The organism is Antarcticibacterium sp. 1MA-6-2, assembly GCF_021535135.1.
Classification (GTDB): domain Bacteria; phylum Bacteroidota; class Bacteroidia; order Flavobacteriales; family Flavobacteriaceae; genus Gillisia.
Genome location: NZ_CP091036.1, coordinates 2,902,028 through 2,928,994 on the forward strand (window position 1 = coordinate 2,902,028; position 26,967 = coordinate 2,928,994).

The 26,967-nt window shown below is 37.7% G+C and carries 29 protein-coding genes; 10 read left to right on the top strand and 19 right to left on the bottom strand.

Features of this window, described 5'->3' with window-relative positions:
• Positions 1–23: 23 nt before the first annotated feature.
• The 19 genes from LZ575_RS14820 to LZ575_RS14900 all read right to left on the bottom strand — a co-directional run bounded on the left by LZ575_RS14820 (position 24) and on the right by LZ575_RS14900 (position 19,374).
• Entirely contained in the window at positions 24–2,384 is a 2,361-nt protein-coding gene (locus tag LZ575_RS14820) for a SusC/RagA family TonB-linked outer membrane protein (protein WP_235325234.1), read from the bottom strand.
• Positions 2,329–3,069: a TonB-dependent receptor plug domain-containing protein gene (locus tag LZ575_RS14825; RefSeq protein WP_235325236.1), complete on the bottom strand. Its 741-nt coding sequence runs from the start codon at positions 3,067–3,069 to the stop codon at positions 2,329–2,331. Before LZ575_RS14825 ends, LZ575_RS14820 begins: the two co-directional genes overlap by 56 nt.
• Positions 3,070–3,922: 853 nt before the next feature.
• Positions 3,923–4,732, bottom strand: coding sequence for a DUF1080 domain-containing protein (locus LZ575_RS14830; RefSeq protein WP_235325238.1), 810 nt, complete (start codon positions 4,730–4,732; stop codon positions 3,923–3,925).
• Positions 4,733–5,704: 972 nt separating this feature from the next.
• Positions 5,705–6,046, bottom strand: a complete 342-nt coding sequence (locus tag LZ575_RS14835) for a carbohydrate-binding family 9-like protein (protein ID WP_235325240.1) — start codon at positions 6,044–6,046, stop codon at positions 5,705–5,707.
• A gap of 131 nt (positions 6,047–6,177) precedes the next feature.
• On the bottom strand, positions 6,178–6,354 hold the full coding sequence (locus LZ575_RS14840; protein WP_235325242.1) for a hypothetical protein: 177 nt from the start codon (positions 6,352–6,354) through the stop codon (positions 6,178–6,180).
• Between the two features lie 34 nt (positions 6,355–6,388).
• Positions 6,389–8,071 (bottom strand): glycoside hydrolase domain-containing protein, encoded by a 1,683-nt coding sequence (locus LZ575_RS14845; protein ID WP_235325244.1) that lies wholly within the window; start codon positions 8,069–8,071, stop codon positions 6,389–6,391.
• Between the two features lie 279 nt (positions 8,072–8,350).
• Positions 8,351–9,331, bottom strand: coding sequence for an NAD-dependent epimerase/dehydratase family protein (locus LZ575_RS14850; RefSeq protein ID WP_409187163.1), 981 nt, complete (start codon positions 9,329–9,331; stop codon positions 8,351–8,353).
• A gap of 31 nt (positions 9,332–9,362) precedes the next feature.
• Complete coding sequence (locus tag LZ575_RS14855) at positions 9,363–10,679, bottom strand: DUF3472 domain-containing protein (RefSeq protein ID WP_235325246.1); 1,317 nt, start codon at positions 10,677–10,679, stop codon at positions 9,363–9,365.
• A gap of 422 nt (positions 10,680–11,101) precedes the next feature.
• A complete protein-coding gene (locus LZ575_RS14860; protein ID WP_235325248.1) occupies positions 11,102–11,464 on the bottom strand; it encodes a hypothetical protein in 363 nt (120 codons plus the stop codon).
• A gap of 52 nt (positions 11,465–11,516) precedes the next feature.
• Positions 11,517–11,747 (bottom strand): M60 family metallopeptidase, encoded by a 231-nt coding sequence (locus tag LZ575_RS22655; protein WP_255702627.1) that lies wholly within the window; start codon positions 11,745–11,747, stop codon positions 11,517–11,519.
• On the bottom strand, positions 11,713–13,134 hold the full coding sequence (locus tag LZ575_RS22660; RefSeq protein WP_255702628.1) for a M60 family metallopeptidase: 1,422 nt from the start codon (positions 13,132–13,134) through the stop codon (positions 11,713–11,715). Before LZ575_RS22660 ends, LZ575_RS22655 begins: the two co-directional genes overlap by 35 nt.
• Positions 13,124–13,327, bottom strand: a complete 204-nt coding sequence (locus LZ575_RS14870) for a hypothetical protein (RefSeq protein ID WP_235325250.1) — start codon at positions 13,325–13,327, stop codon at positions 13,124–13,126. The genes LZ575_RS22660 and LZ575_RS14870 overlap by 11 nt, the downstream gene beginning before the upstream one ends.
• A gap of 88 nt (positions 13,328–13,415) precedes the next feature.
• A complete protein-coding gene (locus LZ575_RS14875) occupies positions 13,416–14,432 on the bottom strand; it encodes a BT_3987 domain-containing protein (protein WP_235325252.1) in 1,017 nt (338 codons plus the stop codon).
• Positions 14,433–14,464: 32 nt separating this feature from the next.
• Positions 14,465–14,950 carry a RagB/SusD family nutrient uptake outer membrane protein gene (locus LZ575_RS22665; RefSeq protein WP_311196117.1) on the bottom strand — a complete coding sequence of 162 codons (486 nt, stop codon included), beginning with the start codon at positions 14,948–14,950 and terminating at the stop codon, positions 14,465–14,467.
• Between the two features lie 20 nt (positions 14,951–14,970).
• Entirely contained in the window at positions 14,971–15,984 is a 1,014-nt protein-coding gene (locus LZ575_RS14880; RefSeq protein ID WP_311196118.1) for a RagB/SusD family nutrient uptake outer membrane protein, read from the bottom strand.
• A gap of 14 nt (positions 15,985–15,998) precedes the next feature.
• Positions 15,999–16,301 (bottom strand): hypothetical protein, encoded by a 303-nt coding sequence (locus tag LZ575_RS14885; RefSeq protein WP_235325254.1) that lies wholly within the window; start codon positions 16,299–16,301, stop codon positions 15,999–16,001.
• A 6-nt stretch (positions 16,302–16,307) separates the two neighbouring features.
• Positions 16,308–18,281, bottom strand: coding sequence for a SusC/RagA family TonB-linked outer membrane protein (locus LZ575_RS14890; protein ID WP_311196119.1), 1,974 nt, complete (start codon positions 18,279–18,281; stop codon positions 16,308–16,310).
• 7 nt (positions 18,282–18,288) lie between these two features.
• Positions 18,289–18,876: a TonB-dependent receptor plug domain-containing protein gene (locus tag LZ575_RS14895; protein WP_311196120.1), complete on the bottom strand. Its 588-nt coding sequence runs from the start codon at positions 18,874–18,876 to the stop codon at positions 18,289–18,291.
• 120 nt (positions 18,877–18,996) lie between these two features.
• A complete protein-coding gene (locus LZ575_RS14900; RefSeq protein ID WP_235325256.1) occupies positions 18,997–19,374 on the bottom strand; it encodes a carboxypeptidase-like regulatory domain-containing protein in 378 nt (125 codons plus the stop codon).
• A 446-nt stretch (positions 19,375–19,820) separates the two neighbouring features.
• On the opposite strand from LZ575_RS14900, the gene LZ575_RS14905 reads away from it, so the two are divergent.
• The 10 genes from LZ575_RS14905 (at position 19,821) to LZ575_RS14945 (ending at position 26,922) form a co-directional block, all read left to right on the top strand.
• Positions 19,821–20,339, top strand: coding sequence for an SIS domain-containing protein (locus LZ575_RS14905; RefSeq protein ID WP_235325259.1), 519 nt, complete (start codon positions 19,821–19,823; stop codon positions 20,337–20,339).
• Between the two features lie 10 nt (positions 20,340–20,349).
• On the top strand, positions 20,350–20,973 hold the full coding sequence (locus LZ575_RS14910) for a hypothetical protein (RefSeq protein WP_235325261.1): 624 nt from the start codon (positions 20,350–20,352) through the stop codon (positions 20,971–20,973).
• Positions 20,974–21,900 carry a 1-phosphofructokinase family hexose kinase gene (locus tag LZ575_RS14915; RefSeq protein ID WP_235325263.1) on the top strand — a complete coding sequence of 309 codons (927 nt, stop codon included), beginning with the start codon at positions 20,974–20,976 and terminating at the stop codon, positions 21,898–21,900.
• The gene (locus LZ575_RS14920) at positions 21,890–22,717 is read left to right on the top strand and encodes a carbohydrate kinase family protein (RefSeq protein ID WP_235325265.1); all 828 of its coding nucleotides are present in this window, start codon (positions 21,890–21,892) and stop codon (positions 22,715–22,717) included. Before LZ575_RS14915 ends, LZ575_RS14920 begins: the two co-directional genes overlap by 11 nt.
• A 117-nt stretch (positions 22,718–22,834) precedes the next feature.
• Positions 22,835–23,470, top strand: a complete 636-nt coding sequence (locus tag LZ575_RS14925) for a class II fructose-bisphosphate aldolase (protein WP_255702629.1) — start codon at positions 22,835–22,837, stop codon at positions 23,468–23,470.
• A gap of 47 nt (positions 23,471–23,517) precedes the next feature.
• Positions 23,518–23,661, top strand: a complete 144-nt coding sequence (locus LZ575_RS22670; protein ID WP_255702962.1) for a hypothetical protein — start codon at positions 23,518–23,520, stop codon at positions 23,659–23,661.
• Entirely contained in the window at positions 23,661–24,647 is a 987-nt protein-coding gene (locus LZ575_RS14930) for an amidohydrolase family protein (RefSeq protein ID WP_235325267.1), read from the top strand. Before LZ575_RS22670 ends, LZ575_RS14930 begins: the two co-directional genes overlap by 1 nt.
• Positions 24,648–24,668: 21 nt before the next feature.
• Positions 24,669–26,045, top strand: coding sequence for a Gfo/Idh/MocA family protein (locus tag LZ575_RS14935; protein ID WP_235325269.1), 1,377 nt, complete (start codon positions 24,669–24,671; stop codon positions 26,043–26,045).
• A 116-nt stretch (positions 26,046–26,161) separates the two neighbouring features.
• A complete protein-coding gene (locus tag LZ575_RS14940; RefSeq protein WP_235325271.1) occupies positions 26,162–26,386 on the top strand; it encodes a DeoR family transcriptional regulator in 225 nt (74 codons plus the stop codon).
• 38 nt (positions 26,387–26,424) lie between these two features.
• Entirely contained in the window at positions 26,425–26,922 is a 498-nt protein-coding gene (locus LZ575_RS14945; protein WP_235330747.1) for a DeoR/GlpR family DNA-binding transcription regulator, read from the top strand.
• The last annotated feature ends 45 nt before the right edge of the window (positions 26,923–26,967 follow it).

A 26,967-nucleotide genomic window follows, 5' to 3' on the forward strand; every position in this document is an offset into this window, starting at 1 on the left:
ATACTATTCTTTACATTTTATTTCTAAAAAACCACATTTAAACCGACACTCATAGTTTTGGTTTGTGGAAAGAATTGGCTCCTTCCCCTAGGAGTTTCAGGATCAAAAAGATCTTGAGGAGTGAATGTCAACATGTTCTCCCCTGATACATAAATTCTAAAATTTGATACGATGTCCTGATTTACAGTATAACCCAATTGAAAGTTTTTTAATCTGGCATATTTACTGTCAATAAGCCAAAAATCTGATTTTACGATATTCCAGGAATTACCCGATGTCACTAATGGCCAGTCACCATTTGGATTTCTTGTGGGATGATAAGCTCTCTCCACCATTTCCTTATGTACAAAGTTTTGAAAAGCAGGCCCTTCGGGAATTGCTCCATCCAATAAATGTTGCTTCTTCAACACACCCTGCCAAAACATTGAAAAATCAAAGCCTTTATACGAAGCGTTAAATCTAAGACCAAACTCATATCGCGGATCTTCATTACCAATTATTACCTGATCTCCTCCGGGAGCAAAAGATTGTGTAATTGCTCCATCCCCATTAACATCTCTATAAATTATATCTCCAATTCCCACAGCAGGGTGAATAGTTGCAGGATATTGCTGTAAATCTGCATCAGTACGATAAAGGCCCGGGGAAGACAATCCTCTTAAGGCATTCATAGATTCACCCTCAGTCCATATTGAGAAATTATCCGGGAAAAATGGACCCGCCCCGTTCAAATCCTCTATTTTGTTTATAACATCTGAAAAATTAACTCCTACAGAATAATTGAATCCATCATCAGACCGGAACGGACTCTGATAATTAAGACTAAGTTCATAACCATTATTTGATACCGCTGCTGCATTTTGAACAGGAGGATTCACACCTATGGTTCTTGAGATAGGTAGTTCAATTAAAATATCGTCAGTATATTTCCAAAAGTATTCCGCAATAAAACCTATTCTTCCATTAAGGAAAGTAGCATCCAATCCAACATTCGTCATAGTAGATGTCTCCCAGGTTATGTCTGGATTACCAGCCTGTGTTATGGCAGCACCAGGAACCACATTACCTCCGAACTGGTAGCCCTGATTTAAATTATAGGTACTTCTAAATCTATTAAGCCCAATATTCTGGTTACCTAATTGACCCCAGGATCCTCTCAATTTTATATTGCTGATTACAGAATTATCAACAACATCCTGCATGAAGGCTTCGTTGGTAATATTCCATCCGGCAGAAAGAGAAGGGAATAATCCCCATCTGTTCCCTTCACCAAATCGTGAGGAACCATCATATCTTAAGTTGGCCTGAAGTAAATATCTATCGTCAAAGGAATAATTAACTCTACCAAAAAAGGATCTAAGACGCCATTCCTGATTATATCCACTAATTCCCTGATTATCCACACCACTAAGCATTAAATCCCGAAGATCGTTGTTAAAGAAATTTTGACGACGCGCCACTACATTTTTAAACTGGTTATAAATTTCTTCATATCCTGCTAGAGCTTCCACTTCGTGCACACCAAAATCTTCATCATAATTTAAATACAGCCTTTGACTCAATTCTCTTTCAGTATTTCCGGTTTCGGTCATTTGATTTGTCGCAAACCAGCCTGATACTGCAACAGGTTCCCCTGTTACATAATGTCTCATTCCCGCAAGACTATTCATAAATTGAGATGTACCCTGGTTTTCAAAATTGTAAGTAACATTTCCCTGTAGGGAAAGTGTAGGGAAAATATCATAATCAAAACCTACCTGAGCAAAAGCATCATCTTTAAGCCTTTTTGTCTCACCCTCATTTGCCATTGCATGAGGATTCCAATAACCAGATACAAGATCATAAGTTCCATCTGGATACCTCATCACCACATTTCTGTTAATGTGCAAAAGACCCTGAACAATTTGTTGACCTGCTATTCCGGCCCCGTTTATAGCATGACCCGGCCCACTGAAATTTCCATTTCTATACATGAGGCCCAAATTAAATGTCAACTTATCATTTGCATATAAATCGGCATTTATACGCATTGTAGCTCTCTTGTTGTTAAAGTTTTGAAGAATACCATCTGAATCATTATAATTTAAGGAAGCAAAGACCTTTCCTACTTCCCCACCACTGGAGATAGAGAAGGAATGCTGTTGCATAAGAGCATCTTCATTAAAGATCCCCTCTTCCCAAAGTGCCCAGGGAAATTCATAAGGATTAGTACCTGCAAGCACGTTTTGTATATATTCTTCACTGTAAGTAGGAGTACCTCCTGCATTTACCTGAGCTTCATTTTCTAACCTCATCCATGACTCCGTATCGGCCGCTTCAGGGAAAAAACTAGGATTTTGAATCCCTACGAAGGTATTGTAAGAAATAGTTGTACTGAACAGCACCGCGTTTAGTGGTTACAAGAATAACCCCGTTTGCAGCCCTGGACCCGTAGATCGCGGCAGAAGCGGCATCTTTTAATACAGAAATAGATTCAATATTCTGAGGTTCTACAGAACTTAATGATTGTTCAACCCCATCTACTAATACCAAAGGGTTTGCGTTGTTCAGGGTTCCTATACCACGAATACGGATTCCCACATCTTCAACCCCTGGTGCTCCTCCCTGGTTCATTATAGTTAAACCCGGGGACTGGCCCTGTAAAGCTACAGCTGTACTTGTAACAGGCCTTTGCGTAAGTTCCTCCCCATTAACAGAACTAATAGCACCTGTAACATTAGCCCTTTCCTGGGTACCATAACCCACAACCAGAACCTCTTCCAAAGCTTGTGCATCCTCCTGCAAACTAACGTTTATAGTAGTATCCCCTCCAACTGTTCTACGTATGGTCTGCATACCTACATAAGTAAAGATCAATACTGATTGGGGAGATTCCACAGCAATTGAGAAATTACCGTCAAAATCTGTTAGAACACCGTTATTCGTTCCTTCTTCCTGGATGGTAACACTGGGAAGAGGCATGCCGTTTGCATCAGTAACAGTACCAGTCACAGTAATGTCCCCTCCCTGTGCAAAAGCACCAATCTGGAAGAGAAATAAACTCGTAAATAATAAAAAAGATAATTTCATACTTGGTCTTTTGGTTTGTGATTAATAATTTTTCATTTTCTATTTATTTATTTCTAAAAGTAATAAAACAAAATATAATAGTAAATAAAATAAAAAAAGTTAAGTAACAAAAATAAATCTTAAAAAAATCTATATATGGAGAAGTTAAATTTTGCAGACGACAGTTCTATATGCTTCTAATAAAGGTGTATATCACGCTTATTCCGTTTATGGGAATTTTATATAAAACCCTAATTTGGGTAATATTTTGCTAATTTATTATAAAAATGGGAAAAAAAGTAAATTCTGTTTTATTACGAATAATAATTATCCTGTATTATCTCTTATAATATAGAAAGGAAATGAAACTTGTCTACTCGGCAACTCATAAAATCTAAGGAATTTTAAAGCACTTAGTCCGTTTAGAAAAAAGAATTTCAGAACTTACGCTGTTTTTAAAATGGATTTATAAAATGAGCCACAAAAACCTGCTACAGTATTTTATAACCATTTTCTCCACACCACGAATCCTCAGCTTTTAAATCTGAAAATTATTTCCGAAACTTTAAACAAAGCATAGACATCCTAGCTTCGTAAGGTAAAACCTTTTCAACATGTCCTGAAAAATACATCAATTTATTATGAAATTATAGGTATAAGTTTGATAAAATTTTGCCTCCTATTATTCATTTTTACACTCTTTCCCTAATAGAAACGAATGTTCTATGACAATTTTTACCTGCCCGTATATTCTCATATAGAATTTAAGATAACACTGGCATAAGTTTCATTTGCGAAAAAATTTTTATTTATTAAAGAATTATTTTCTACTCATTTATTAATTTAACGGGATAATGCCTGGGGCGATAACTATTTATAGTTTTCTAATTTTGATATTTCTAAACCATATGGGACTGGCATGATCCTGTAGGGCAATATAACCTGTCTTGAATTTTCCGTAGTCCGGGCTATCTTTCCATTTTCCTGAATTCCTTTTCTCATACCACTCATCTGACCAGGGTTCAAAAGAAACTACCTTTTCCCCATTTAGCCAGTATTCAACTTTCTCAGGGGTGAAAATAATTCTACTGCTATTCCATTCCCCAATTGGATTTAAAGATTTCTTATCGGGATTTGGTGCGTACATGGAATAATCTGCAGCTGTTTTGTTAAGTGGTTTTAATTCTGAAAGGTTTTCTGTATGACCAAGGCTTTTGTTGTAAGAGGTTAGGTCGTGGATCTTTGCGTAATTGTCATCGTCTATAAGTTGATATTCCGGTGCCACTTTTGAAGGATTCTCGTAACCTTCTTTAACATGGTAAAATATTCCACTGTTTCCTCCTTCGGGAAGTTTCCACTCCAGGTAAAGTTCAAAATTCTCAAATTCTTCGGCTCCATAAATAATGTCACGCCCTCCTTTATAATCTTCTTCTAATCCAAGTTCAGTATCATAAGTAAGCACCTCATCTTTTATTACCCAGCCAGGAGGTAGTTCTTCTTCACCATAGCCTCTCCATCCATCTAAACTGGTCCCGTCAAACAAAAATTGCCATTCCCCGGCAGTAGATTGATCTGTTTTATCTTCCTGTACTATTTCCTTTTCAACTTGCTTATCGCTGTTGTCCTGATTTTTACACGACAGGGCTAAAATTCCCAGTACCATGCATAGAATTGTCTTTTTCATATGATTTGTTTATGTATTTACTCCAGTCCCTCGTTTTGGCTTCACTGTAAAAAATATTAAAATAAAAAAATAATGATCTACAACTTATCCCTCCAAATACAACAATTGATCTTCTTAAAATACCAGTTTACAATGAATACTTTAATTAAAAGTGAATTAAGTGAAATTATTGCAAAAAACAAAGAGAAGTTTAAAATTTTTACACAAAGGATTATCTATTTACTAAAAATTTTAATAATCTAAACTTTTTAATGGAATCTTTTCCTTTTTTACACGGAAAGTTCTCCCTCTCCTATTCACTTATACCTGAATAAATTATGTAGTTCGGGCAAGAAGGGAAACTCCAATCTTTTAACTATTCACTATAATCTGGGAAAACAAATCTCCTTACCTAACATCAAACACTGAATTCATTTAGGAAAAACCAGATATATAATTGAATATTCTGTTGATCTTTAAAAGAATTGTCAAAACCTGAAATCTGGTAAACCCCTAAAAAACCTGATTGGATTGAATTAAACGGAGTCTAATAATATTAATATCTTATTTCAATGGAAAATAAGGAAGACTCAAAATTGTAATAATGTACGCCGTCCTATTACATAACCTTAAGGAAAAGTATCCTCACCACGTCTTAAGAGAATCTATATTAAAGGAAAATTTGTAAATGACTCCCAGCTTATAATTCTGGTAATTTCTTATAAAAGCAGAAGCTGGCTTTGAAAACAAGAAGATCGTCTCTGTACCAGCAATGACAATAAAGAAAGGCGGTAGAAACTTCAATAAAGAAATCCTGCCATTGGTGTTGACCAAATAAGAATTCCAGAGAGATGAAGAAAAAGCAAGCAATTATATGTCTGCACAACCCTCGCAGCTTCAGAAATTAAAAATATTATTGATTTTCTTCAAAAAAATCCAAAATAGGAACCGCGGATTTTTTTCATAGGACCTTCGATCTTTAAAGCCTATAGACTATTCAAATAACAGAAGACCAAATTCCTTATATTCATGAAAAGATTCCCCTGTCTCTTGCCACGACCAAACATCTGTCGATGGATGGTCATAGTCTACTCTATAAAAGTTTGCCCTCCATCTTGTCCCCGGCACAGGAGGAATGTTGTTTAGCGGTCTTAGTAATTTGTACGGGATAAAGAATTCGGCAGTCCAACCAGAAATGGTTGCAAGCTTTTGCTTTTCTCCCCCCTTGACACTAGTTGCGTGACGGGTTTTCCTGTCTTCATCATAATGAAAAGGTTGCCACCTCACCAGATCACCATTTTCATTTGAAACTAAGATAGGTAATTCATGATTCAATGGTGATAATTCGTATTCAAAATATACTAAGCCGGGTTTCGTCCGGCCAAAGAAACACTTCTACAACATCCTCCAGCCATAAATCCAGGAAATCTTCATCCATCGTTGCAGTCAGCTTTAAATCTTCGCAATCAAATAAGAAGTAGATGCTTAGTACCGGAATAAAGGATTTTTAATGCTGTAGCCAACTCTCTACCAGATTGTTTACGTTGAGGGAGTTTCAGCCATTCTGTCTTTTCCCAATACTGATGAGTACCTTCTCCATTTATTTCAAAATCGGAAGATTTTTTTATGTATAACTTCTCCATTTCCTAAGAGTTACTAAGATTCATAATTGTATTCTCAAAAGTCGTTTATAGCCTTATTAGCTCTTTTAACCATCTCCCCTGTCTGATTATGGTCTAATGCCTTAACCGTGAATTCATTTAAAATCTCTTCAAGAGCTGCTAATTTTTCCTCCTGGTTATTTTTCTGAAAATCCTCTTTCAATATCCTGATCTTTTCATAATCCTCTATTCCTTCGATCAAGCGCTCAAAACGAACTGAAGACAATGCTCCCGGATATATTAAATAAGTGTCTCCGGAAGGCCAGGACCCAAAACGACTGTCAAACAAAGGATCTTTAGGCCAGCTATTATATGCCCACCTCAAATAGCCGTCATAACCTTCACTTGCCACAAACCAACCCAACCATGCCGATTCGGCAGGCGGGAATCCCGTGAAGGTGTTTGGGTATTCATGCGAGCAGGAAGTATAAATAGTAGTCTTTAAGCCCTTACTCCTTCTTTCCGCTAACTTTTCATTGGCAATAGATTCCCCCAGAAACACACTATAGTCAAAAATAGAGCTTTCAATTTCCGGATGATAATTGCCCGCCAGCGATATTTTAAAATCTTTATCAGCAGCTTTAATAATTTTTATTGCTTCCTGCATTGCTTCCATGGGCCTTTCATCCATGGCAATAGCCGTTTGATCAAACCATCCTTTATCTTTAAGGTGCCTGGCAAAATCTGATAACATTGGTTTCCAATGATCTCTGTACTCAAAGCTTCCAGGTTCGGCCACTAAGACAGTATCTTTTCCAAGATTTTCATCGTGGTAATAAAATTTTAAATTCCAGGGTATCATACTAAAACTTTCAATTAGCCCGTCCTGGTTATTCTCTAACATAGAAGTAACATATCTATCAAAAACTGAATAATCATATCTCCACGAGCCATCTATCTCTTTTGTCCATTTGATCATCGTATCATAGACGTCCTTAGTTTGACTGTTCCAGGGATCATGAATTAATGTTGTTGTTATGACTTTTTGTCCCGCCTCCATCAATTTTCTCATGTATGGTTTCATAGCTTCCAAATGCTCTGGAGACCATTTCTCCACATCGTGAACTCTAGCAATAGCGTCTGGATTCTGCCAAAGATTAAGATAGAAACTCCATTCCTTAGGATCGGGTAGGACACGGTTTCCAACCTCTACAGAATATTTTAAAGTGGGTCCACTTTGATCGCCTTTAGATAGAAAACGAATAGAACCCTGATAAAGGCCTGCTGGAGTGTCTTTAGGAATATCAATACTTAGCCAAATTGGTTGCAGAGTATTAGCCGAAACATTCTTATACTTTATGTTCTCAATAACATCAGCAACCAGGATGGAATCCTGCCCCTGTTCTACTGCACAACCTTTTTTCCGGGCAGCTCCACTATCTGACCAGACATAGCCTAAAAAGCTGATATCAATATTTTGCTTCCCCAACTTAGCATTAGGACCTACCAATTCTCCTTTTTCTATTTCAATTTCTTTGAGTGGAACTTCAGACCATAGCAGAATTTGAGTATTTACTTTCTCACCTTTCCATGCCTTAAAAGTCCATTCAACATTATTACTTTCAGGTGGTTTATCTTGAGGTGAATAAAGATCGTCTGGACTTACGAAACTTACGTGAACATCAGGAGCTTCACATGAGAAAATACATAGAGCCATTGATATAATAATAAGCACTTTAGTATTTATTTTATTACCCATTCCTCTTTTTTTATGTTCAATTTCTGCTGTACTTATAATTTGTAGTAAAACTCAATAGGCCCAAATTTGAATTCCTGTAATTCATCTACTCACCGTTTGGTCTCCAATTCTTAATATTGGACCTTAGGATATTTTTTCTTAAAACCTGGATTCTTTTTAATTTTTCTGAATATGCTAAACATCTTCAGAAAACTAATTTCATACCTGAATAAGAACATCCTTATAAATTCCATTTTCTCTCGTACCCCGCATTGAATTCCTATTCCTTCATAACATGTATTATAAAATGGATATTAATAAATTTGATGAGCCCTGTCGATTTCTTTTTTTATTAATATTCTTCAGCATATTTAAGGTCATTTTAGAAAGATCGTACTTCGGCTTCCATCCCCACTCTATACGAGCAATACTATCATCAATACTTTCAGGCCATGTATTTGCTATATTTTGTCGAAAATCAGGACGGTAAGAGATTTGGAATTCTGGCAGGTGTTTTTTGATCTCCCTAAAGAGTTCGGCTGGAGTAAAACTTATTCCTGAAATATTATAAGAAGTTCGGGTCTTTATCTTTTTAAAATCTGACTGCATTAATTCGAGAGTAGCCCTCACAGCATCTGGCATATACATCATAGGAAGTCGCGTTTCTTCACTTAAAAAGCACTCGTAATTTTGATTGCAAACTGCTTTGTGAAAAATATCTACAGCATAATCTGTGGTGCCACCCCCTGGGGGTGAGGAATAAGAAATTAAACCTGGATACCGTATACTTCTCACATCCACATTAAATTTTTCAGCATAATAATTACACCATTGTTCTCCGGCCTGCTTGGAGATCCCATAAACCGTATTAGGTATTGTTCCCGGATTTTGTGGAGTGTTTTGTCGCTGTGTACCCCTTCCAAAGACTGCAATGGAAGAAGGCCAGAAAACCTTCAATTTATACTTCCTGGCAAGTTCAAGGACAATTAGAAGGCTTTTCATATTTACTTCCCAGGTAGCGAGCGGGTTTTGTTCACCATTGGCTGATAGAATTGCTGCCAAATGATATACCTGATCAATCTTATATTCATTTACAATTTTGTCCAGGTAATCGGCATCCATTGCGTTTACAGATAAAAAGTTGGTGTCTGAGAATTTACTCGCAGCATCGGGATTAATATCGGTTGCCAGGATATTCTCGGCCCCATAAACAGGAATAAGGGCATTGATAAGTTCTATTCCCAATTGCCCTGCGGCCCCGGTGATCAGAATTTTTTGCATTATTTAAAAGTTATAAGTGGAATTTTTTACATTAAGGCAGGCTCTGAAAATCTATGATCGGCTCCTGATTATTTGGCTCCCGTTCTAAAATGGTGTTGACTTTAGTGTAATCATCAAAAAAACCGCAATTCTTCATAAAATAAGAATTGCCTTCTACACCCCCGGCATAATCCAGCCTATGTTTCTGCCCTGCAGTGGCATCGGCAGTAAAGCGGGCTTTAGTAGATTCAATCCATTTTCCGTTTTTTGTATAAACCCACTGGTTTTTATAAAAAGCTTTCCTTGAAATATCTCCTGTGGACGGCACAAAGTTCTCAAGGAAAGAGTAGAAATTTCCAAGGTAACTATCGGTATGGGGTCTCTTAAAACTGGCTATTAACTCCCAAGCTTTCTTTTCAGGAGCATAGAAATAAGCGGTGTAGTCGGTACTATTGTTGCCTGCAGGTTCTCCTTTTAGCAAGAATTTGTAGGTTGTATCGGGCTTCCACATGTACTTTAAATAACTTTGCCCGCCAGATCCTTCATTTCCAAACTCTCCTGTATATACGTCTTCTCCCTTTTTAAGAAGGTTTATCCTGTAATCTTCAGGAATTTCATTTGGATCCTGTGTTTCGTAGGGACTCCAGACGGAGAATAGGATCCTTCTCTCCTCAAGAGAATTTACCTGTATCCCAAAATATCCATGGGAAAATCCATTAGCCATAAAATAGGAACCAATAACATCTTCGCCTTCGGGAACTTCTATTTCATTATAGAAGTATAAGACCTCCTTTTCTTCAGGATATTCATACCTGAGATGTACTGAGGGACCACGCCTTCCAAAATGGAAGTTATCTTCTACAAAATTAACCCCTGCCTGTGTGGCTGGCCCTCCTACCAGGATCTCTTCAATATCCACAATGGTTTTCCCCGTTTTATCGACGGGTATTATCTCTACGGAATGATATCCGGGCTTCTCAAGAGCGTAGGTTCCTATGGTGATATCTTCAAATTGTGAGTTATCAATACTTATTTCCTTAGTTTCTTCAGCAAAGATGATCTTTAGAGTAGCTGGCCCTGAGGCCGCCTTAATTTTCAATCCCAGTTGCAGTTTTCCTGAATTTTCAGTCCTGAAAAAGGAGGTGATTTTGTTTTCCAGATTGCTCCAGTTTTTAACTCCCTCCTGGGTTATGGGTCCGGAACGTCGACCGCTCTCCTGAGAAGCCCAACTGTTCTCCCCGGCGGGAATACGGTAGGCAATTTCCATTTTCTCTTCAGTTGCACCTTCAAAAGGAAGATTATTGTTCTTACAGGAAACCAGGGCCAGAAACATTAGAAAAAACAGGAGGTACTTTTTAATTAAATTCATATTTCATTTTTTAAATTGAGAGTTTGACCATATGCGGCCATATCAAATCCATTGTCAAATACTATTCTTAGGTCAGGATTTCAAAAAAATCTTCATAAGTATTTACTTGAAAATGAGGTCCAATTCTTAGAGAATAGAAAGATCAACAGAGAGAATAAAATTTCGATGAAAAATTACAGTTATTTACTAATTTCCAGGAAGGTAAAGAGAGCTAAAAATCTTATGTTCTTTTCTCCCGTCTTCCGGCACTTATCTTGATTGTTTAAAATGTTCCCTTTTATTTATTTACTGAATTAACCGGAAACCCAGTTGTACTTTCCAACTGGGAGATAGAGTGGCTATCCAAATACCTCCTGTTTCTGAATTACGTGGAGGCCCAACAAAACGAGAATCTTACTAGCAATAATATTTTTTACTGAACTTTAATTTACCTGAACTTCCCTCCTTTGACCATCATATCCTACTGCAAAGAACTTGTCTCCCGCCTCAGCGGAATGGACTTTAAAATTAGCTCTGGGAGATACGAAAATCACTTTTCCCTCCCGCTCCTGCTCGTACACCACCGCATTTTGGGTGTTTAAAATGGTAACGGATAGTCCTGAAACAATCGCTGACCCTCCTACAACACTACTTCCTGATTTATATAAATCCAGGTTTGAGTCTGTAATGTATTTCATGGCATCATCCGGCTTTGCATAAGCTTTCCCGGTTATGTATGCTTTCACCTCGTCAATCATACTTTGAGTAACGGTAAGATTGCCATCTCCATAATCGTTAATTTCCACATTCACCGGAGTAAGAAAGCCCCAGGCCTCAAAGAATTCCGTGAGATCTAAACTAAGCTACATCAGAGGCAATTTTTACAAATTCTAGTTGATGATGTCCATTAGTAGGTTCATTTTCTGAATTTCTAATTACTTCATGAAGATCTTTATAAAAATCTTTTTGACCCAGAACGTTAGAGACATAAAGCTCTAGTTGCCAAAAAGGTACGAGTTTTACAAAGACATCATTATGAGAGGGATGATCCTTACTAAGCAGCCAGAATTTCTGTAAAAGCTTTTTCATATCGGTTAGTGTAATTTTCCAACTCTTCTATATCAATTCTGGATTCATTACCCAGAGCTTTTTGGACATACAGGGAATATATATTAGTAGTTACTTCTGTTAACCCTAACCATTTTAAACCAGGACGGGTTTGGTTAATGTGGCCCACCTCGTGTGCAGGCCCCCAGGGAGAAGATCTTAAAATTGCTGAATTCGCAATTGATGAAAGAGTGCTTTTACTATATTCCGTACGGTAACTGGTCGCAAACATATACATGTCCTGATGTACATTTACCCGAAAGTACATCCTGCTGGTATTTTCCCGGTTGTACTTATATAAACCTAAGAACTCCTGTTCGAGTTCTACTATTTCATCGTATAACTCAATTAATTCAATTGGTTTATCTGTGTACTGTTGAAATGCCGGAGTTGTAAAAGTCAGGTGAGAATATTTCCCCAGGACGTCAAAAAATTGATATGTAGTGTTATCTAAAAGATCCTGCCAATCAGCCTCTGTATGTTTTTCAATATCAAAATACCCATTCACTTCTCCAGTGGCAAAATTTAAACTGACTTCTTTCTCCTGGTCGTCCTGAAAAATAAGGTAAGCTAAACCTTCTTCCCCATTTGTAGGGAATTTGTTAATTCCTGGTCTTATTGGAAAATCAACACCAGTAAATCCTTTCGTATGATCTACCACTCTTAAAAAAATTTCTCCATCAAAATCCCCGGCAAATACTACCATGTCTGCGTAGGATTTCACATAAATACCAGTAACATTATCATATATGCCGTAAGTTCCCGTTTTATTCCTGGTTGCTATAATGTTCGGGTTAGGATAACTTTGAAAAGTTCCTGTCCGGAATTCACTGTAGGTATGGTTAAACATTGCTTCGGCCATATTTTTTATAAAAATATTCTCAATATTTTCAATATCATTTATGGTCACCTCCGGCTTCAGTTCTGTTGCAGACTTATCTCTAAAAATATCCAGGTCTTCACTTAAATTTTCTTCGTTATAGAATTCTATTTCTGCGAGGCTAGCAAAGTCCCCCATCCCTTTTGTAACTACCAGTTTAATTGCTGTGGGATCTTCAATTCCTTCAGGAAATGAAATGATCCTGGGAGCCGTACTTTCTGAATATTCATAGGTATTCATTACCCGATAATCCACATCTCCTTCCGTCTTAAAATAGACGGTAAAGTTTAAAATTATACCATTTGTTCCACCGTCCCGGCGCGGATATAAAACAGCATAATCTATGGTTTTTTCATCCGTTCCAAAAAAATATTCTAATGTAACAGGAAAGGATGTCTCACCATTCCAGGGGCTGTGATATATTGTGCTATAGTCACCATCAATAGATTTTTCTATTTCGCCGCCAGGTTGAAATTGGTTAGTGAGCACGTCCTTTACTAAGCACTTTGGTATTTGATTGTATTTTATCTGTATCCCCGGGTTGATAAGGATTTGGTTCTAATACAGTGGGCGGATCTTCAGGCGGGTCTACAATTTCTTCAATTTTATCATCCGAACAAGCAAGAAAAAGACCCAAAATAATCAGAAATCCAAAATATTGCTGAGGTTTGTAATATTGCATATTGAGTATTGAAATTTTAATTCCCTTAAAGAGAATACAGATCCCGTAATTTTCTTCCGGGATCTGTATTAACTATTCCCCTTTTCCATCACTCCAGGATATAAGGACTCACTTCTCCTAAAGCAGTAAAAGCCGCCCCTCCATCATTGTATCCCGATTTCACAATGATCTTTAAGTATTTAAAGCTTTGCAATTCCTCAAATTCAATTAATTGAAGTGCGGTTATGTCCTGTAGATTAAAGTCTCCTAAGCTACGCCACTCAACATTGTCATTACTTACCTGAATTTCTATAAGCTCAATTCCACGTGTTCCACTTTGGCGTTGGGCAAATCCCAGACCACTGACCTCGAGTTCTTCCTTCATATCTATGGTAATATGATGTGGATATGAAGATCCTTCTGCAGTACAGGAAGACCAACAGGAATGCCAAAAGGTTTCAATATTCCCATCAATTATTGCAGATGCATACCCATTTGTTGGACCCTCACCTCCAGCTTCTTCAGAACTTAGATCAATTACTTCCCAGGAATCCTTTTCGTAATATTTTGGTTCCGGTTCAGGAATAATTACTTCCTGAACTTCAAACAGAAGGATCTTTCTGTCTGGATTAATTGCGTAACCTGACGGGGATTCTATTTCTACGGCCAATAAATAATTTTTATCCATTTCAAATTTTTCCGGATAATAAGTGAAATGAGTAAAATTAGAATAGGCTTCTCCTTTTTCTATACTTACGTTGGTAGTAGAAAAATCATATGCATCTTCCGGGAAAGGAACGTATTCTTTCTCGCCATTTATTTGACGGGCAAGATTTAAACTGTCTATTACTTCATTGTTAATTTTAAAGTTTACGTCTATAGGGCTGGCGGGTAAGCCAAGACCACCGTAGCCCACATTAAGGGCAATAGTATCATGTTCCAGTGGTTCCATCTCCTCAAGAGAAAATGTTTTAAGGGTGTGTACCCTATCTGCTTTAGCAATATAAAGCTGTACACCATCTGTCGAGGTAGTAAGCTCCTCATATACGGGAGTCTCCTCACAGGACAATCCTGTTAAAATTATAAGGGTTCCCAGCAATAACCTTAGCGTTAATATTTTTTTCATAATTTTCATGTGTTTTCGAATAAAAAAGAGAATTAATATCCTGGAAACTGAACGAGCTCTCTGTTTCTGTCCATTTCCCGCTGTGGATAAGGCATAAAATAATACCTGTTCCTCCAGGGAGTTCTTGTAAAGCTTATTGTAAGGGAATGAAATTCAGGATCAGACAGGTACGTACCCTTGTCCATATTCATACCGTAGAAGGGTCCACCCTGGTTTGATCCCTGTTCATCAGGAATCTTCCATCTTCTTACGTCAAAATAACGATGTCCTTCAAAGCTTAATTCAATTCTACGTTCCAGTCTTATCTCATCTCTCATTTGAGACTGTGACAATCCCGGTTCCAACTCCGGCAGTCCGGATCTTGTACGAAGTCTATTTAGATATTCCAGGATCTCCGGATTTCCAGGTTCAGCTTCATTTAAGGCTTCGGCATAATTTAAGTACAATTCGGCAAGCCTTATTAACATGGCAGGTCGAGAGACGTTTATATAAGGATTTAAACTCCAGGTGGGATGAATATTTTTTCTTACAGTGTAACTTAGGTTTTAGGCCAATCCCTTGGGGATCCTGCTTTTCCGGAAGTTCCTGTATTAAAGAACTCCACCCTGGAATTATGTAAGCCGGGTTTTGATGTTCCGGGATTATGAGCTCCATTGAAAGTTATATGTGCATAAAATCGCGGTTCACGATTAAAATACATGCTATTGGTCCCTTCTACATAATAATTTGTTGTTTCTGCGGAATAGGATTCTGTGTGATACTCTGTACTTTCGTCTATAGACTTTCCGTCCTCCATCCTATAGTCGTCCACAAGCCTTTGAACTACTGCCAGTCCATTATAGGAGCCTCCGGCCGTAGACCTGGGAGCGGCGTGAACCTGCCATTGATAAGTATTTGAACTTGGTCTTAGCCATATACCTTCAGTACTCCAGCCATCCCAGTAAAGATTGCGGGCTGAAAGAAAACCGGACGTAAAAGGATCTGACCCTTCAACTCTAAATAAGGATTTCCCGTTAGCTTCGGCAAGATTTATAGCCTCCTTTGCTGCCTGGGCAGCTATAGTCCATCTACTAGCGTCATAGGTTTGATTAAATAAAACGGTGCCATCGTGATTTTGAAAATTTGCTAGATCTGTATTTCCATTAAAGAGCGGGCTTGCATGATATAATAAAATTCTCGACTCTAAGGCTTCGACAATTATATCATTTATTCTCCCAACCTGAGTTCCATCTGGAGTTATAGTTCCCTCCACGTAATATTCTGTAGGGAGATCCTGCTTCGCTAAATTTAATTCAGATAGTACAAAAGCAACGCTTTCATCCCAGGTACTTCTTGGAATCTGGAAATTATCATTTGGACCTGAAGGTTCTAGAGGAGCGATGGCAACGGGACCTAACTCCTTCATTAACAACCAATAGTAATAGGCTCTAAGGAATCTTGCTTCTCCTTTATAGTGTGCAATGATTTCTTCCCCATTATCCATTTCCCGGATTTCATCATTGTCTTCAACCCGCTGTAGAAATATACTGGCCAGTCTAATTCTTTCATACAGGCCGTTAGTATTAACTAAGCTGAATTATCTGCATTAATAGCACCACTGTTCAAGCCAGGATTAGTCCAATTACTCGCATCCATTTCATCGGTAAGTATCCCGAATTGATAGCTATAGGGTTGATCCCAAATGTCTGGAATATTAGAAAACAAGCCACCCCACCACCTTTCTGTTTGGCCTCTGTTTTCAAAAATTTCTTCAGTAGTTACAATATTATCTGGCTGCGTGTCAAAATAATCTTTTTCGCATCCCACAAGTATAGTCGCGAGCAAAAAGAAGCTAGCGAGACGTATATTATATAATTTCAAATTTTTCATGATTTATTATTGAAAGTTAACACGTATTCCCAGGTTATATGTCGCAATATTTGGATATACGGCACCAGTCCCGTCTCCTAATTCCGGATCCCAGAAATCCCAGGGAGATATCGTCAATAGGTTGGTACCACTAGCATAAAGTCGAAGTTTCCTGACAGCAATTCTGTCCAGAAAGTTATTATCTGTGAAATTATACCCTAACTCGGCTTGTTTTAACCTGAGGTAATCAGCTTTCTTTATCCACCAGGTGCTTGTGTAATAATTTGTAGTTGCATCCTGGTTGGTAGACAAGCGTGGATAGAAAGAATTTGGATCTGGATCTTCAGGAGTCCAGCGGTCCAGAACCCTATTGTACATATTTCCATAAGCAGCTCCTTGTGAAAAAGGTTGTGTTCCAAATCCACTGGAGTAATTAAAATCTACCTGCCCCACACCCTGAAAAAATAAGCTGAGATCAAATCCTTTGAATCCTCCACCAAAAGATAATCCATATACTATTCTTGGAGTGCTACCGTATCCTATGGCAGACTGGTCATTGCTGTTTATTACCCCATCCCCATTTAGATCCTTATATCGAATATCTCCCGGGCGAACATCTCCTGCTTGTACTGCTGCGTTCTCTATTTGTTCTTCATTTTCAAATAAACCTGTTGCAATATATCCAAAGCGCTGACTAATAGGTTGACCTATCCTGTTCAAATAAGGATATCTCCACTCTGGTAAGCCGTCATTAACCGCAAGGTTTTGGTTGTAATTAAAGGTACCCCTGAAAGAAAAGAAGTTTTCATTTGTCCAGTTCTTACTATAATCAAGAGTTACATCAATACCTTTATTTTCAGTTTCTCCAACATTATTATAGGGAATATTACCTGTTGTGAAACCTGAAATGTAAGGGATTGTATAATCTGGCAATAAAATATCTTCCCTGTTTTCTTTAAAGATTTCCACGATTATATCAAGATCATTATCCAGGAAACCGAATTCTATACCAAAGTTTTGTCTATAAGAAGTCTCCCAACGAACATTCCCTCCAATCCTGGATTCATTGAAACCCGTAAAGGAACGTTGAGAACCGGGAGCACCGAATGTATATCCTCCGGAATCTCCAATAGTTGTAAGGTATAAGAAGCGTAAATTCGGATTGTTAACTGCAGCATTACCTGACAATCCGTAAGAATAACGCAGTTTAAAATAGGGCACTATATTTTTTAGTGGCTTGAAAAAGTTTTCTTCTGAAACTATCCAACCTGCTCCTACTGAAGGGAAAAAACCATATCTTTCTTCTGCTACGAAATTATCAGAACCCGAGTAGGAGAAATTCGCCTCTGTAAAATATTTGTCTTTATACCCATAAGTAGCTCTCCCTACAAAGTTCCGTTGTCGGTAAGGTATGGCTGCTTTATAGCTACCAACTCTTTCCGTAGCGTCACTATAGTCCGATTGATTAAATAAAAATAATCCGGAAACATCGTGATCACCAAATCTTCTATTATAGTTCAAGGCTGATTCAACATAAAACCTTCTGTCACCATACCGGCTTAAATTAAACCCAAGTTCATTGGATCCAGGAGAGGAAATTTCAGTAAGTAAATTACCTTCTTCATCCCTACCGCTTGCAATATAAGTTTGAAGGGTTCTGGAACGGCTTAAACTGTTGGTCACGTTAACATCAAATGCGAACATTGCAGTAACACTTAAACCCTGAGTAAAAAAATCAAGGTCCTGAGTTAATCTCAAATTTGAACGCACGGTGTTGTTATAGCTATTAGTAACCCCAGATTGGGTGAGAGCCATATATGGACTTTGTAAAGTACCTGGCAATTGCGGCCATTCTCCATTACTATATTGAGTAGGTATAATATGAGGAGCAGAAGCTGTAGCTAAACTAAATATACTATTCACACCATAAGCAGGAGTGTTTAGATTGGTTATATAACCATTAATACCAAACTCTAGGCGAGATGTATTTGTGACATCAATATCTAAATTACTGGTGAAATTGAACTAAGTCCAGTTTTAGGGTAGAATTAAAGTTTTGAATGTTATCACGTTTGAACTGACCTACTTCGTTGAAATATCCAGCAGATAAATAATATCTTGCTTTTTCTGTACCTCCGCTAACATTTACATTTACTCTTTTATTACTCCCAAACCTGTTAAACAGTTCATCGTACCAATTGACATTGGGGTATAAATCAGGATCTTCTCCAGAACTGTGTAAATCAATCCTTTCCTGAGTGTATAATGGCTCTCTCCCCCGTACCTGCAGAGCTTCATTATAAAGTGTCATAAAGTTAGGAGCATCTAAAAATTCAGGTAAGTATGTGAATTCTGTTACCGCGCTATTGACTTCTGCATTAATTGTTGCTTTACCTATCTTTCCACTCTTGGTGTTAATTAAGATAACTCCATTGGCACCGCGGGTACCGTAAACCGCTGTTGCAGTTGCATCTTTTAATACCGTAAAGCTTTCAATATCTTCCGGGTCAATATTATTAATTTCCCTGTCTGGTACACCATCCACTACTAATAATGGTCCCTGGGGACTAGAAGCAAAGGTGCCAATACCCCTTATAAAGAGATTAGCCCCATCAGCTCCAGGTCCACCCCCTCTTTGAGTAGCAACAACAAGCTACGATCGGCTTAAGCAATTGCAGTAGAAAGATCTCTAACAGGAACTTTTAATTTTTCAGCCTCAATAGTTGATTGAGACCCTACCACACTTTGTTTTTTCTGAGTTCCGTAACCAACGATAAGAACTTCTTCCAGACCAGAGGTGGCTAGGTTCCATCTCAATTTGAAGTTCTGCCTCTCCCTCAATTTTGATTTCCCGGGTCGCATAACCTAAATAAGAGATTTCCAAAACGGCACCGGGAGGGACTTCAATAGTAAATTTTCCATCAAAATCAGTAAGCACTCCATTAGAAGTGCCTTTTTCGATAACATTCGCACTGGGAATGGGAATGCCTGTTTCTAAGTCCAGCACTGTTCCTGTTATAAGGATGTCCTGCTGTGCCAGCGCAATAATGGGTAATCCTAAACAAGCGAAAAATAAGAGTAATTTTTTCTTCATATTTAATTAGTTAGTAATAAAACAAAATGAAAATTTTCGAAATCGATATAGCTTATCAATAGCAACGAAAAGCAAAATAAACCACAACAATTACTTTCAAATTCTTTGCTAAGATAAAAATTGATTCTTAATTAACTAAATTTTTTGATAATTTTTTCTTTTTTATAAGTTTTTATTGTTGTTCACACAAATAAAGAAGAGCATAAACAACGCTGTGTTCTTTACAGTTCCAATGTAACCCCATCATCCATAGAATTATAGAAGAGAAATGAAATTTTAATAAAATTTAGAGGAGCATATTAAAATTGAAACGAAAATTTTTTAGTTACGAAAAATTTGCTTTAATTTGAAAACTGGTCATGCCTATTCTTGAAGGATGTCAGTTTTAAACTACAAATTCAAAATCCACAGGATTTGGAGTAATTGATAAATTGAAAACATATAAAATGGCAACACAATCCATTAAAAGATCTATATCTTATACGGCCACGGAAATTGAGGGTCAACCAAAACTCTGGGAGAAAGTACATGAATTGCTTACATCAAAATCTGAAGAACTAAGCAATTTTCTGTCTCCTATACTTCAACAAGAAAACCTTCACATCATCCTAACAGGGGCAGGCTCTTCTGCCTTTATTGGCGAAGCTGCACAAGGCCTTGTCCAAAAGAATACGGGTCGCAATACCAGAGCCATTGCCACCACAGATTTGGTGACTCATCCCGATCTTTATTTCCAACAGGAACTTCCCACCTTGCTAATTTCCTTTGCTCGTTCAGGAAACAGTCCGGAAAGTCTGGAAACATTAAGAATAGCAGACAATTTTGTAAAGAACGTCTACCATTTAATAATAACCTGTAACCAAAATGGAAAATTATTAAAATACGCTCTTGGGAATGCTGGTAAATCAATGGCTTTATTACTTCCAAAGGCTTCCAACGATAAAAGCCTGGCGATAGTACAGTAGTTTTACCTCTATGCTACTAAGTGTATTACTAATTAGTGATTTACCCGCAATTAAAAATATTCAACCGGAAATTCAACAAATCATAAAACAGGGTAATCTCCTTTTACAAAATGCCAATGAATTTAAAAAACTGGCATCAGAAAAATTTCAAAGGGTTGTTTTTTTGGGTTCGGGTTCAATGTTGGGAATTGCCAGAGAATGTCACTTGAAACTACAAGAATTAACCGATGGCCAAATCGTATGTAAACACGATTCCTTTTTAGGTTTTCGTCATGGGCCCAGAGCTGTAACCAACGAGAATACCTTATTAGTTTATTTATTCTCTGCAAATGATTTTGTGTACCAATATGAATTGGATTTAGCTCTTGCAATTGCAAATGAACCAAGAGACATCAAATGTTTAAGTATTGGCCGTCCTGAGAATAAAGAACTCAATTCGTCTTTAAATATTGATCTACAATTGAATCCAAACCATCAGTTGAATATTATACCCACAAGTTTGGTTGGCCAACTGTTAGGTCTTTATAAATCCTTAAGCCTTGGTCTGGATCCAGATAATCCTTCGGTTTCGGGAGCAATAAGCAGGGTGGTCAAGGGAGTTACGATTTATAATCATCCTATAATTAAAAAATAGATGATATTATCAGTCTGTCCAAATCCATCAATTGATTGCTATGCGTGGCTGGAGGAAATTAAGCCGGGAGAGGTAAACCGAATTGAAAGAATTCAGGAATATCCTGGAGGAAAAGGTGTTCACATAGCTTTTGCAATTAAAGAATTGGGTGGAAAGACTACACTTTTTGGAACCTGGGCAGGAGGAACAGGTGAATGGATAAGAGCCCTTAGCATTACAAGAGGCATTGAAATATTAGGAGTAAGCGTAGAGGGAAATAACCGAAAATGCTACACCTTAAGATCCTCAAACCCTGCTCACAGTAACACTGAAATTTTGGAGCCGGGGCCGGAGATCAACTATGATAAGTGGCAGGAATTCAAAAGCTTGTTTAAAAAGGAAATTTCCAATTCAAGTCTTGTTTGCCTTTCAGGATCATGGCCAAAGGGAGCACCCGGGGATGCATATGCACAGCTTGTAAAGATTGCAAATGAGAATAATAAAAAAATATTCCTCGATTGTAGTGGCCCGCAACTTTTAGAAGCTTTAAAATCATCCTTTTTTGCTCTTCACATTAATGAACACGAAGCACATCAATTTTGCGGCAGTACTAATTTTAAAGTTCTTCTTGAAAAACTTGATAACAGGGTTGATTTAGTAGCGATGACCAAAGGGAAGGAAGGTTTAATGATGTGGTATAAAGGAAAAATATATTGTGCAAATGTTGAGATTGAAAATGTCCTTAGCACAGTTGGAAGTGGAGACTGTCTTACTGCCGGAATTTCCTGGGCATATGAAAAGGGTTTACCTCCTGAAGATATGGCGGCATATGGAGTAGCCTGTGGAGCAGCCAATTGTCAAAATGAAGAATTGGGAATGTTAAGAAAGAATGATGTAGAGACATTATTCCCCAAAGTAAAATTAAAAATATTAGAAAATGAGTTCTAAAAAACTCCTCGTTGTAGGGGAATTAAATATAGATCTAATATTAAATGGAATTCAGGGTTTTCCAAAAATAGGTACTGAAATCGTTGCCGATAATATGAATTTCACCCTTGGAAGTTCCTCTGCAATTATGGCTTCGAATATTTCAGCATTAGGGGTTGACACTTCTTTTTGTGGAATGGTAGGAATTGATGATTTTGGGGATTTCGTACTGAGACAACTTAAAGAAAAAGGTGTAAATACCAGGTATATAAATAAAACAAATGAACATTCTACAGGTATAACCGTAATTATGAATTACGACCAGGACCGTGCAAATGTTACTTATTGCGGAGCAATGAATGCTCTTACAATAAATGATATTCCATGGGACGATATCAGGAGTTTTGATCATTTCCATTTTTCCAATTACTTCCTTCAGGATGGTATTAAAAAAGATATTACCGCTGTCTTTAAAAAAGCAAAAGATGCAGGTTTAACTACATCATTGGATCTACAATTTGACCCTAATGGCACCTGGGATTTTGATTACAAGAATTGCCTCCCCTTTGTTGATGTTTTCTTACCAAATGAGTCTGAAATACTGGGGTTAACGGGAAAGGAAACAATGGACACTGCTATAACAGAGCTTAAACCCTATGCTAATATAATAGCTTTAAAAATGGGCGAAAATGGAAGTCGTTTAATTAGTAAAGAAATGGACTTTCCATCGCTCCCTTTTAAAAACAAACATTTTAAAGATGCAATTGGAGCAGGCGATTCTTTTAATTCCGGCTTTATTGCCCGGTTCTTAGAAGAAGCCCCCTTGAAGAATGCTTAAAAAATGCCAATTTAATGGGGTCTCTTAGTACCACATGTTCTGGTGGCACTAATGCTTTTTCTTCCCGAGAAGCTATGGAAGAAGGAATAAAGCAAATTTTAAATCAACAGGAAAAGTATGAAAATTAAAGATAAGTTACGACAGTTTACTAGTGAGGGAAGAGGTTTATTAGCCACTAACTTCTATAACTTAGAGACTCTACATGGAGTTTTGCAGGCAGCTGCAGATCTAAATGAACCACTAATCCTCCAACTCACACAAAGTTCTATTGATTACATGGGATTAGAAACTGCTGTAACGCTGGGACGGACAGGCTTAAAACAATTTGGTGTTGAAGGATGGATCCATCTGGATCATGGAGGCTCAGTCGAGCTGGCACAAAGATGTCTGGATGCCGGATTTGATTCAGTAATGATAGATGGTAGTGAACTTTCCTTTGAAGAGAATGTTAAGATTACCAGGGAAGTTGTGGAGCGTGCCAAATCTTATGGCGCACATGTGGAAGCTGAATTAGGATATGTGGCAAAACTTGGACAGTCTCACGATCAGCAGGGGTTCACCCAGCCACGGGAGGCTCATCAATTTGTAGAAGAAACGGGAATTGATGCCCTGGCGGTTGCAGTAGGCACGGCACATGGATTTTATAAACAAGACCCGGAGCTACAACTAGAGTTGCTTGAAGAAATAGCCAGATCAACCTCTGCGACCTTAGTTCTTCATGGGGGTTCAGGAGTGCTTAAGCAGAACAATTAAGAGCTGCAATTTCAAGGGGTATTTGTAAGGTCAATCTTGCGACCGAGATTAAGAATATTTTTATGAAAACCCTGCAGCAAGAGCTTGGCAACAATGAGGAAATAGATTTGAGGAAAGTTTTTCCAAAAGCCACAGCTCAAATTACACAGCTGGTTAAAGGAAAATTAGAAATAGTGAAAAACCTTAAGTAATGATATCTAAATTTATTGATGCACACGCTCATTTGAACACTACTTCGATTGAAAAAATGGAACTGGCGGTAAAAAGAAATGCTGCATTCCTTTCTATAAACACCAACATACCGTTTTTTGAATCTATAGAAGATCAGGAGAAAGTAATATTAGAACTTCAGGAAAAATATCCGGGAAGGATCCAGTACATTACCAGTTTTAATTTTGAGAACTGGGGAAAAGATAATTTTGCACAGGATGCCATTACTCAAATTAAAAAAGGTCTTTCAAATGGAGCGGTAGGTGTAAAAATTTGGAAAGATGTGGGTTTTGAATTGCATGATGAAGAGGGAAATTTTGTGATGATAGATAATCCTGTTTTTGATCCAATTTTTCAATTTTTGGTAGATAATGATATTCTTCTTATCGGCCATCAGGGAGAACCACGAAATTGCTGGCTACCTCTTGAAGAAATGACTGTAGATTCCGATAGAAATTATTTTCTGGAACATCCCGAGTATCATATGTTTCTTCAGAAGGAATATCCAACTTATGAGCAGCAAATGCAGGCAAGAGATCATATGCTGGAAAAATTTCCAACTTTAAGATATGTGGGACTTCACCTGTTTAGCATGGAGTATAGTATCGAGGAAGTGGCGAAGCGTCTCGAAAGGTATCCTAATACTCTTACGGACTTAGCAGAACGAGTGGTTCATCTTCAACTTCAGGCAAAAAATAATAGGGAAGCGGTTCGCGAGTTTTGTATCAAATATCAGGATAAGATCATTTACGGCACAGATGTTATAGATGATGGAAGTCTTTCAGGAATAGAAGTAGCAGACCGATTTGAGCACCTCTGGGATTTTCACTATGCCTTTTTTAGTACCGGGCAAAAAATGAAAGCACCAGAATTTGAAGGTGAATTCTTTGGATTAGATCTTCCGGATGAAGTCATCGAAAAGATTTTTTATTACAATGCAAAAAAGACATATAATTTTTCAATTTAGTTCATTCCAAACTCACATATTATGAAAAACAACAGACGAGATTTTCTTCGAATCACAGGACTTGGAGGCCTTGGGCTGGTAAGCAGCAATTTAATTGGCTGTAAGACCAGTAATGAAATTTTAAGTGCCACCATCCCAACGGGAAACCAGCGTTTCAATATGGCAGGATATGCTGCCCCAAAAATTGAGACGGTTCGCATTGGTTTTATTGGCTTAGGTTCCAGAGGGCCTGGTGCAGTTAGCCGGATGAGCAAAATCGAAGGGGTGGAAATAAAAGCTATATGTGATCTTTTACCTAAGGAGGTGGATAAAGTGAGTAAAATGCTTGAAGGCACAGCTCATAAGCCCGAAACTTATTCCGGAGGTCAAGAAGTTTGGAAAGAAATGGTTGATAGAGATGATTTGGACCTTATATACATTGCAACTCCGTGGAATTGGCACGCTCCTATGGCTATTTATGCTATGGAAGCAGGAAAGCATGCCGCTACTGAACAGCCAGCTGGTAAGACTATAGATGAACTTTGGCAATTAGTTGAAACTTCAGAGCGCACAAAGAAGCATTGCATGATGCTCGAAAACGTGTGCTACGGATTTTTTGAGCTTCTTACGCTCAACATGGCACGCCAGGGTTTCTTTGGCGAAATAATTCATGGAGAAGGAGCTTATATTCACGATTTAAGAGATCTTAATTTTAGTAAGGATGGTTACCAGGATATGTGGCGTCTTAAAGAAAATATAGAACGAAATGGAAGTTTGTACCCATCTCACGGGTTAGGTCCTATTTGCCAGGTAATGAATATTAACAGGGGGGACCAACTGGATTATCTCACCTCCCTCTCGAGTGACGATTTTCATATGGGAAAAATGGCTAAAGAACTAGCTGCCGAAGATGACTTTTATAAACCTTTTGTGGGACAAAGTTACCGTGGAAACATGAATACCACTGCCATTAAAACTAAAAAGGGAAGAAGTATTATGGTACAACATGATGTAACCTCGCCACGCCCTTATTCCCGTATTCATCTCATTAGTGGTACTAAAGCTTTCGCCAGACAATATCCATCGGAAAAGATCTCGACGGGCCATGACTGGCTATCTGAAGCCGAAATGAAAGCTGTTGAAGAAAAATATACTCCCGAAATTGTTAAAAAAGTTGGTGACCTGGCTAAACAAATAGGTGGCCACGGAGGAATGGACTTTTTAATGGATTGGAGACTTATTGATTGCCTGCGCAACGGTTTACCATTAGATCAGGACGTATATGATGCCGCTCTATGGAGTTCTGTTACTCCACTATCAGTACAGTCTGTGAATAACAGGGCCCAGTCTGTTGATATACCTGACTTTACACGCGGTGCCTGGAAAACTAATAAACCTATAGACATAACTTTGACTTAGGTGGTGGAACAACGAAAGTGGTTTTGGAATAGAGGCTTATAAAGAATATTTTCTTCCAAAAGATTGTATATATTATGTGAACAATTATATTTGACCCTAATTTATCAAATGTAAGTATGAAGAAAGCTGCAGAACGGAGAAACTTAATTTTGCAAAGACTGGATGAAGAGGGTCAAATTTTTGTCACTGAACTTAGTGATTTATTTAAGGTAAGCGAAGTTACCATTCGAAATGACCTGGATAAGCTGGAAAAAAATAACCTCTTGATCAGAGCTCATGGAGGTGCCTTTAAAACCAGTAATATTGCACTCGCGGTGAGTGAAAAAAAAGTATTAACTTAGAATCCAAGAGGTTAATAGGTAAAAAAGCAGTTTCATTAATCGAAGAAGATGATTCAATAATTCTTGATTCCGGAACTACAACTTTTGAGATCTCCAATAACCTTGGCCACTTCAAAAGATTAACGGTAATTAGTAATGCCCTGGATATAGTTAATAACCTTTCTCAGTATAGCAACCTGCAAGTCTTTATGCCGGGAGGATTTTTAAAGGAGTTTTCTATGTCCCTTGTGGGTCCAATGGCAGAAAGAAATTTTAGACAATTAAATTGCAGGAAACTTTTCCTTGGAATTGACGGAATAAAAGCAAACGTTGGAGTTTTCACTCATCATATGGAAGAGGCATATCTTAACCAAATCATGATTTCAATTGCTGAAGAAGTAATAGTTGTGGCTGATTCTTCGAAATTTGCCAAAACTGGTTTGGCTTTTATAGAAGGTTTCGAAAGGGTTCATAAAATTATAACTGATGCTAACATTCCTGAAGAAAGCCTTAGAATGCTTGAAAAAAATAATGTAGAAGTTCTTATTGCAGATTAACCAGGTCTACCTATTAAAATTATTGATCTCTAATTAAAAGAACTT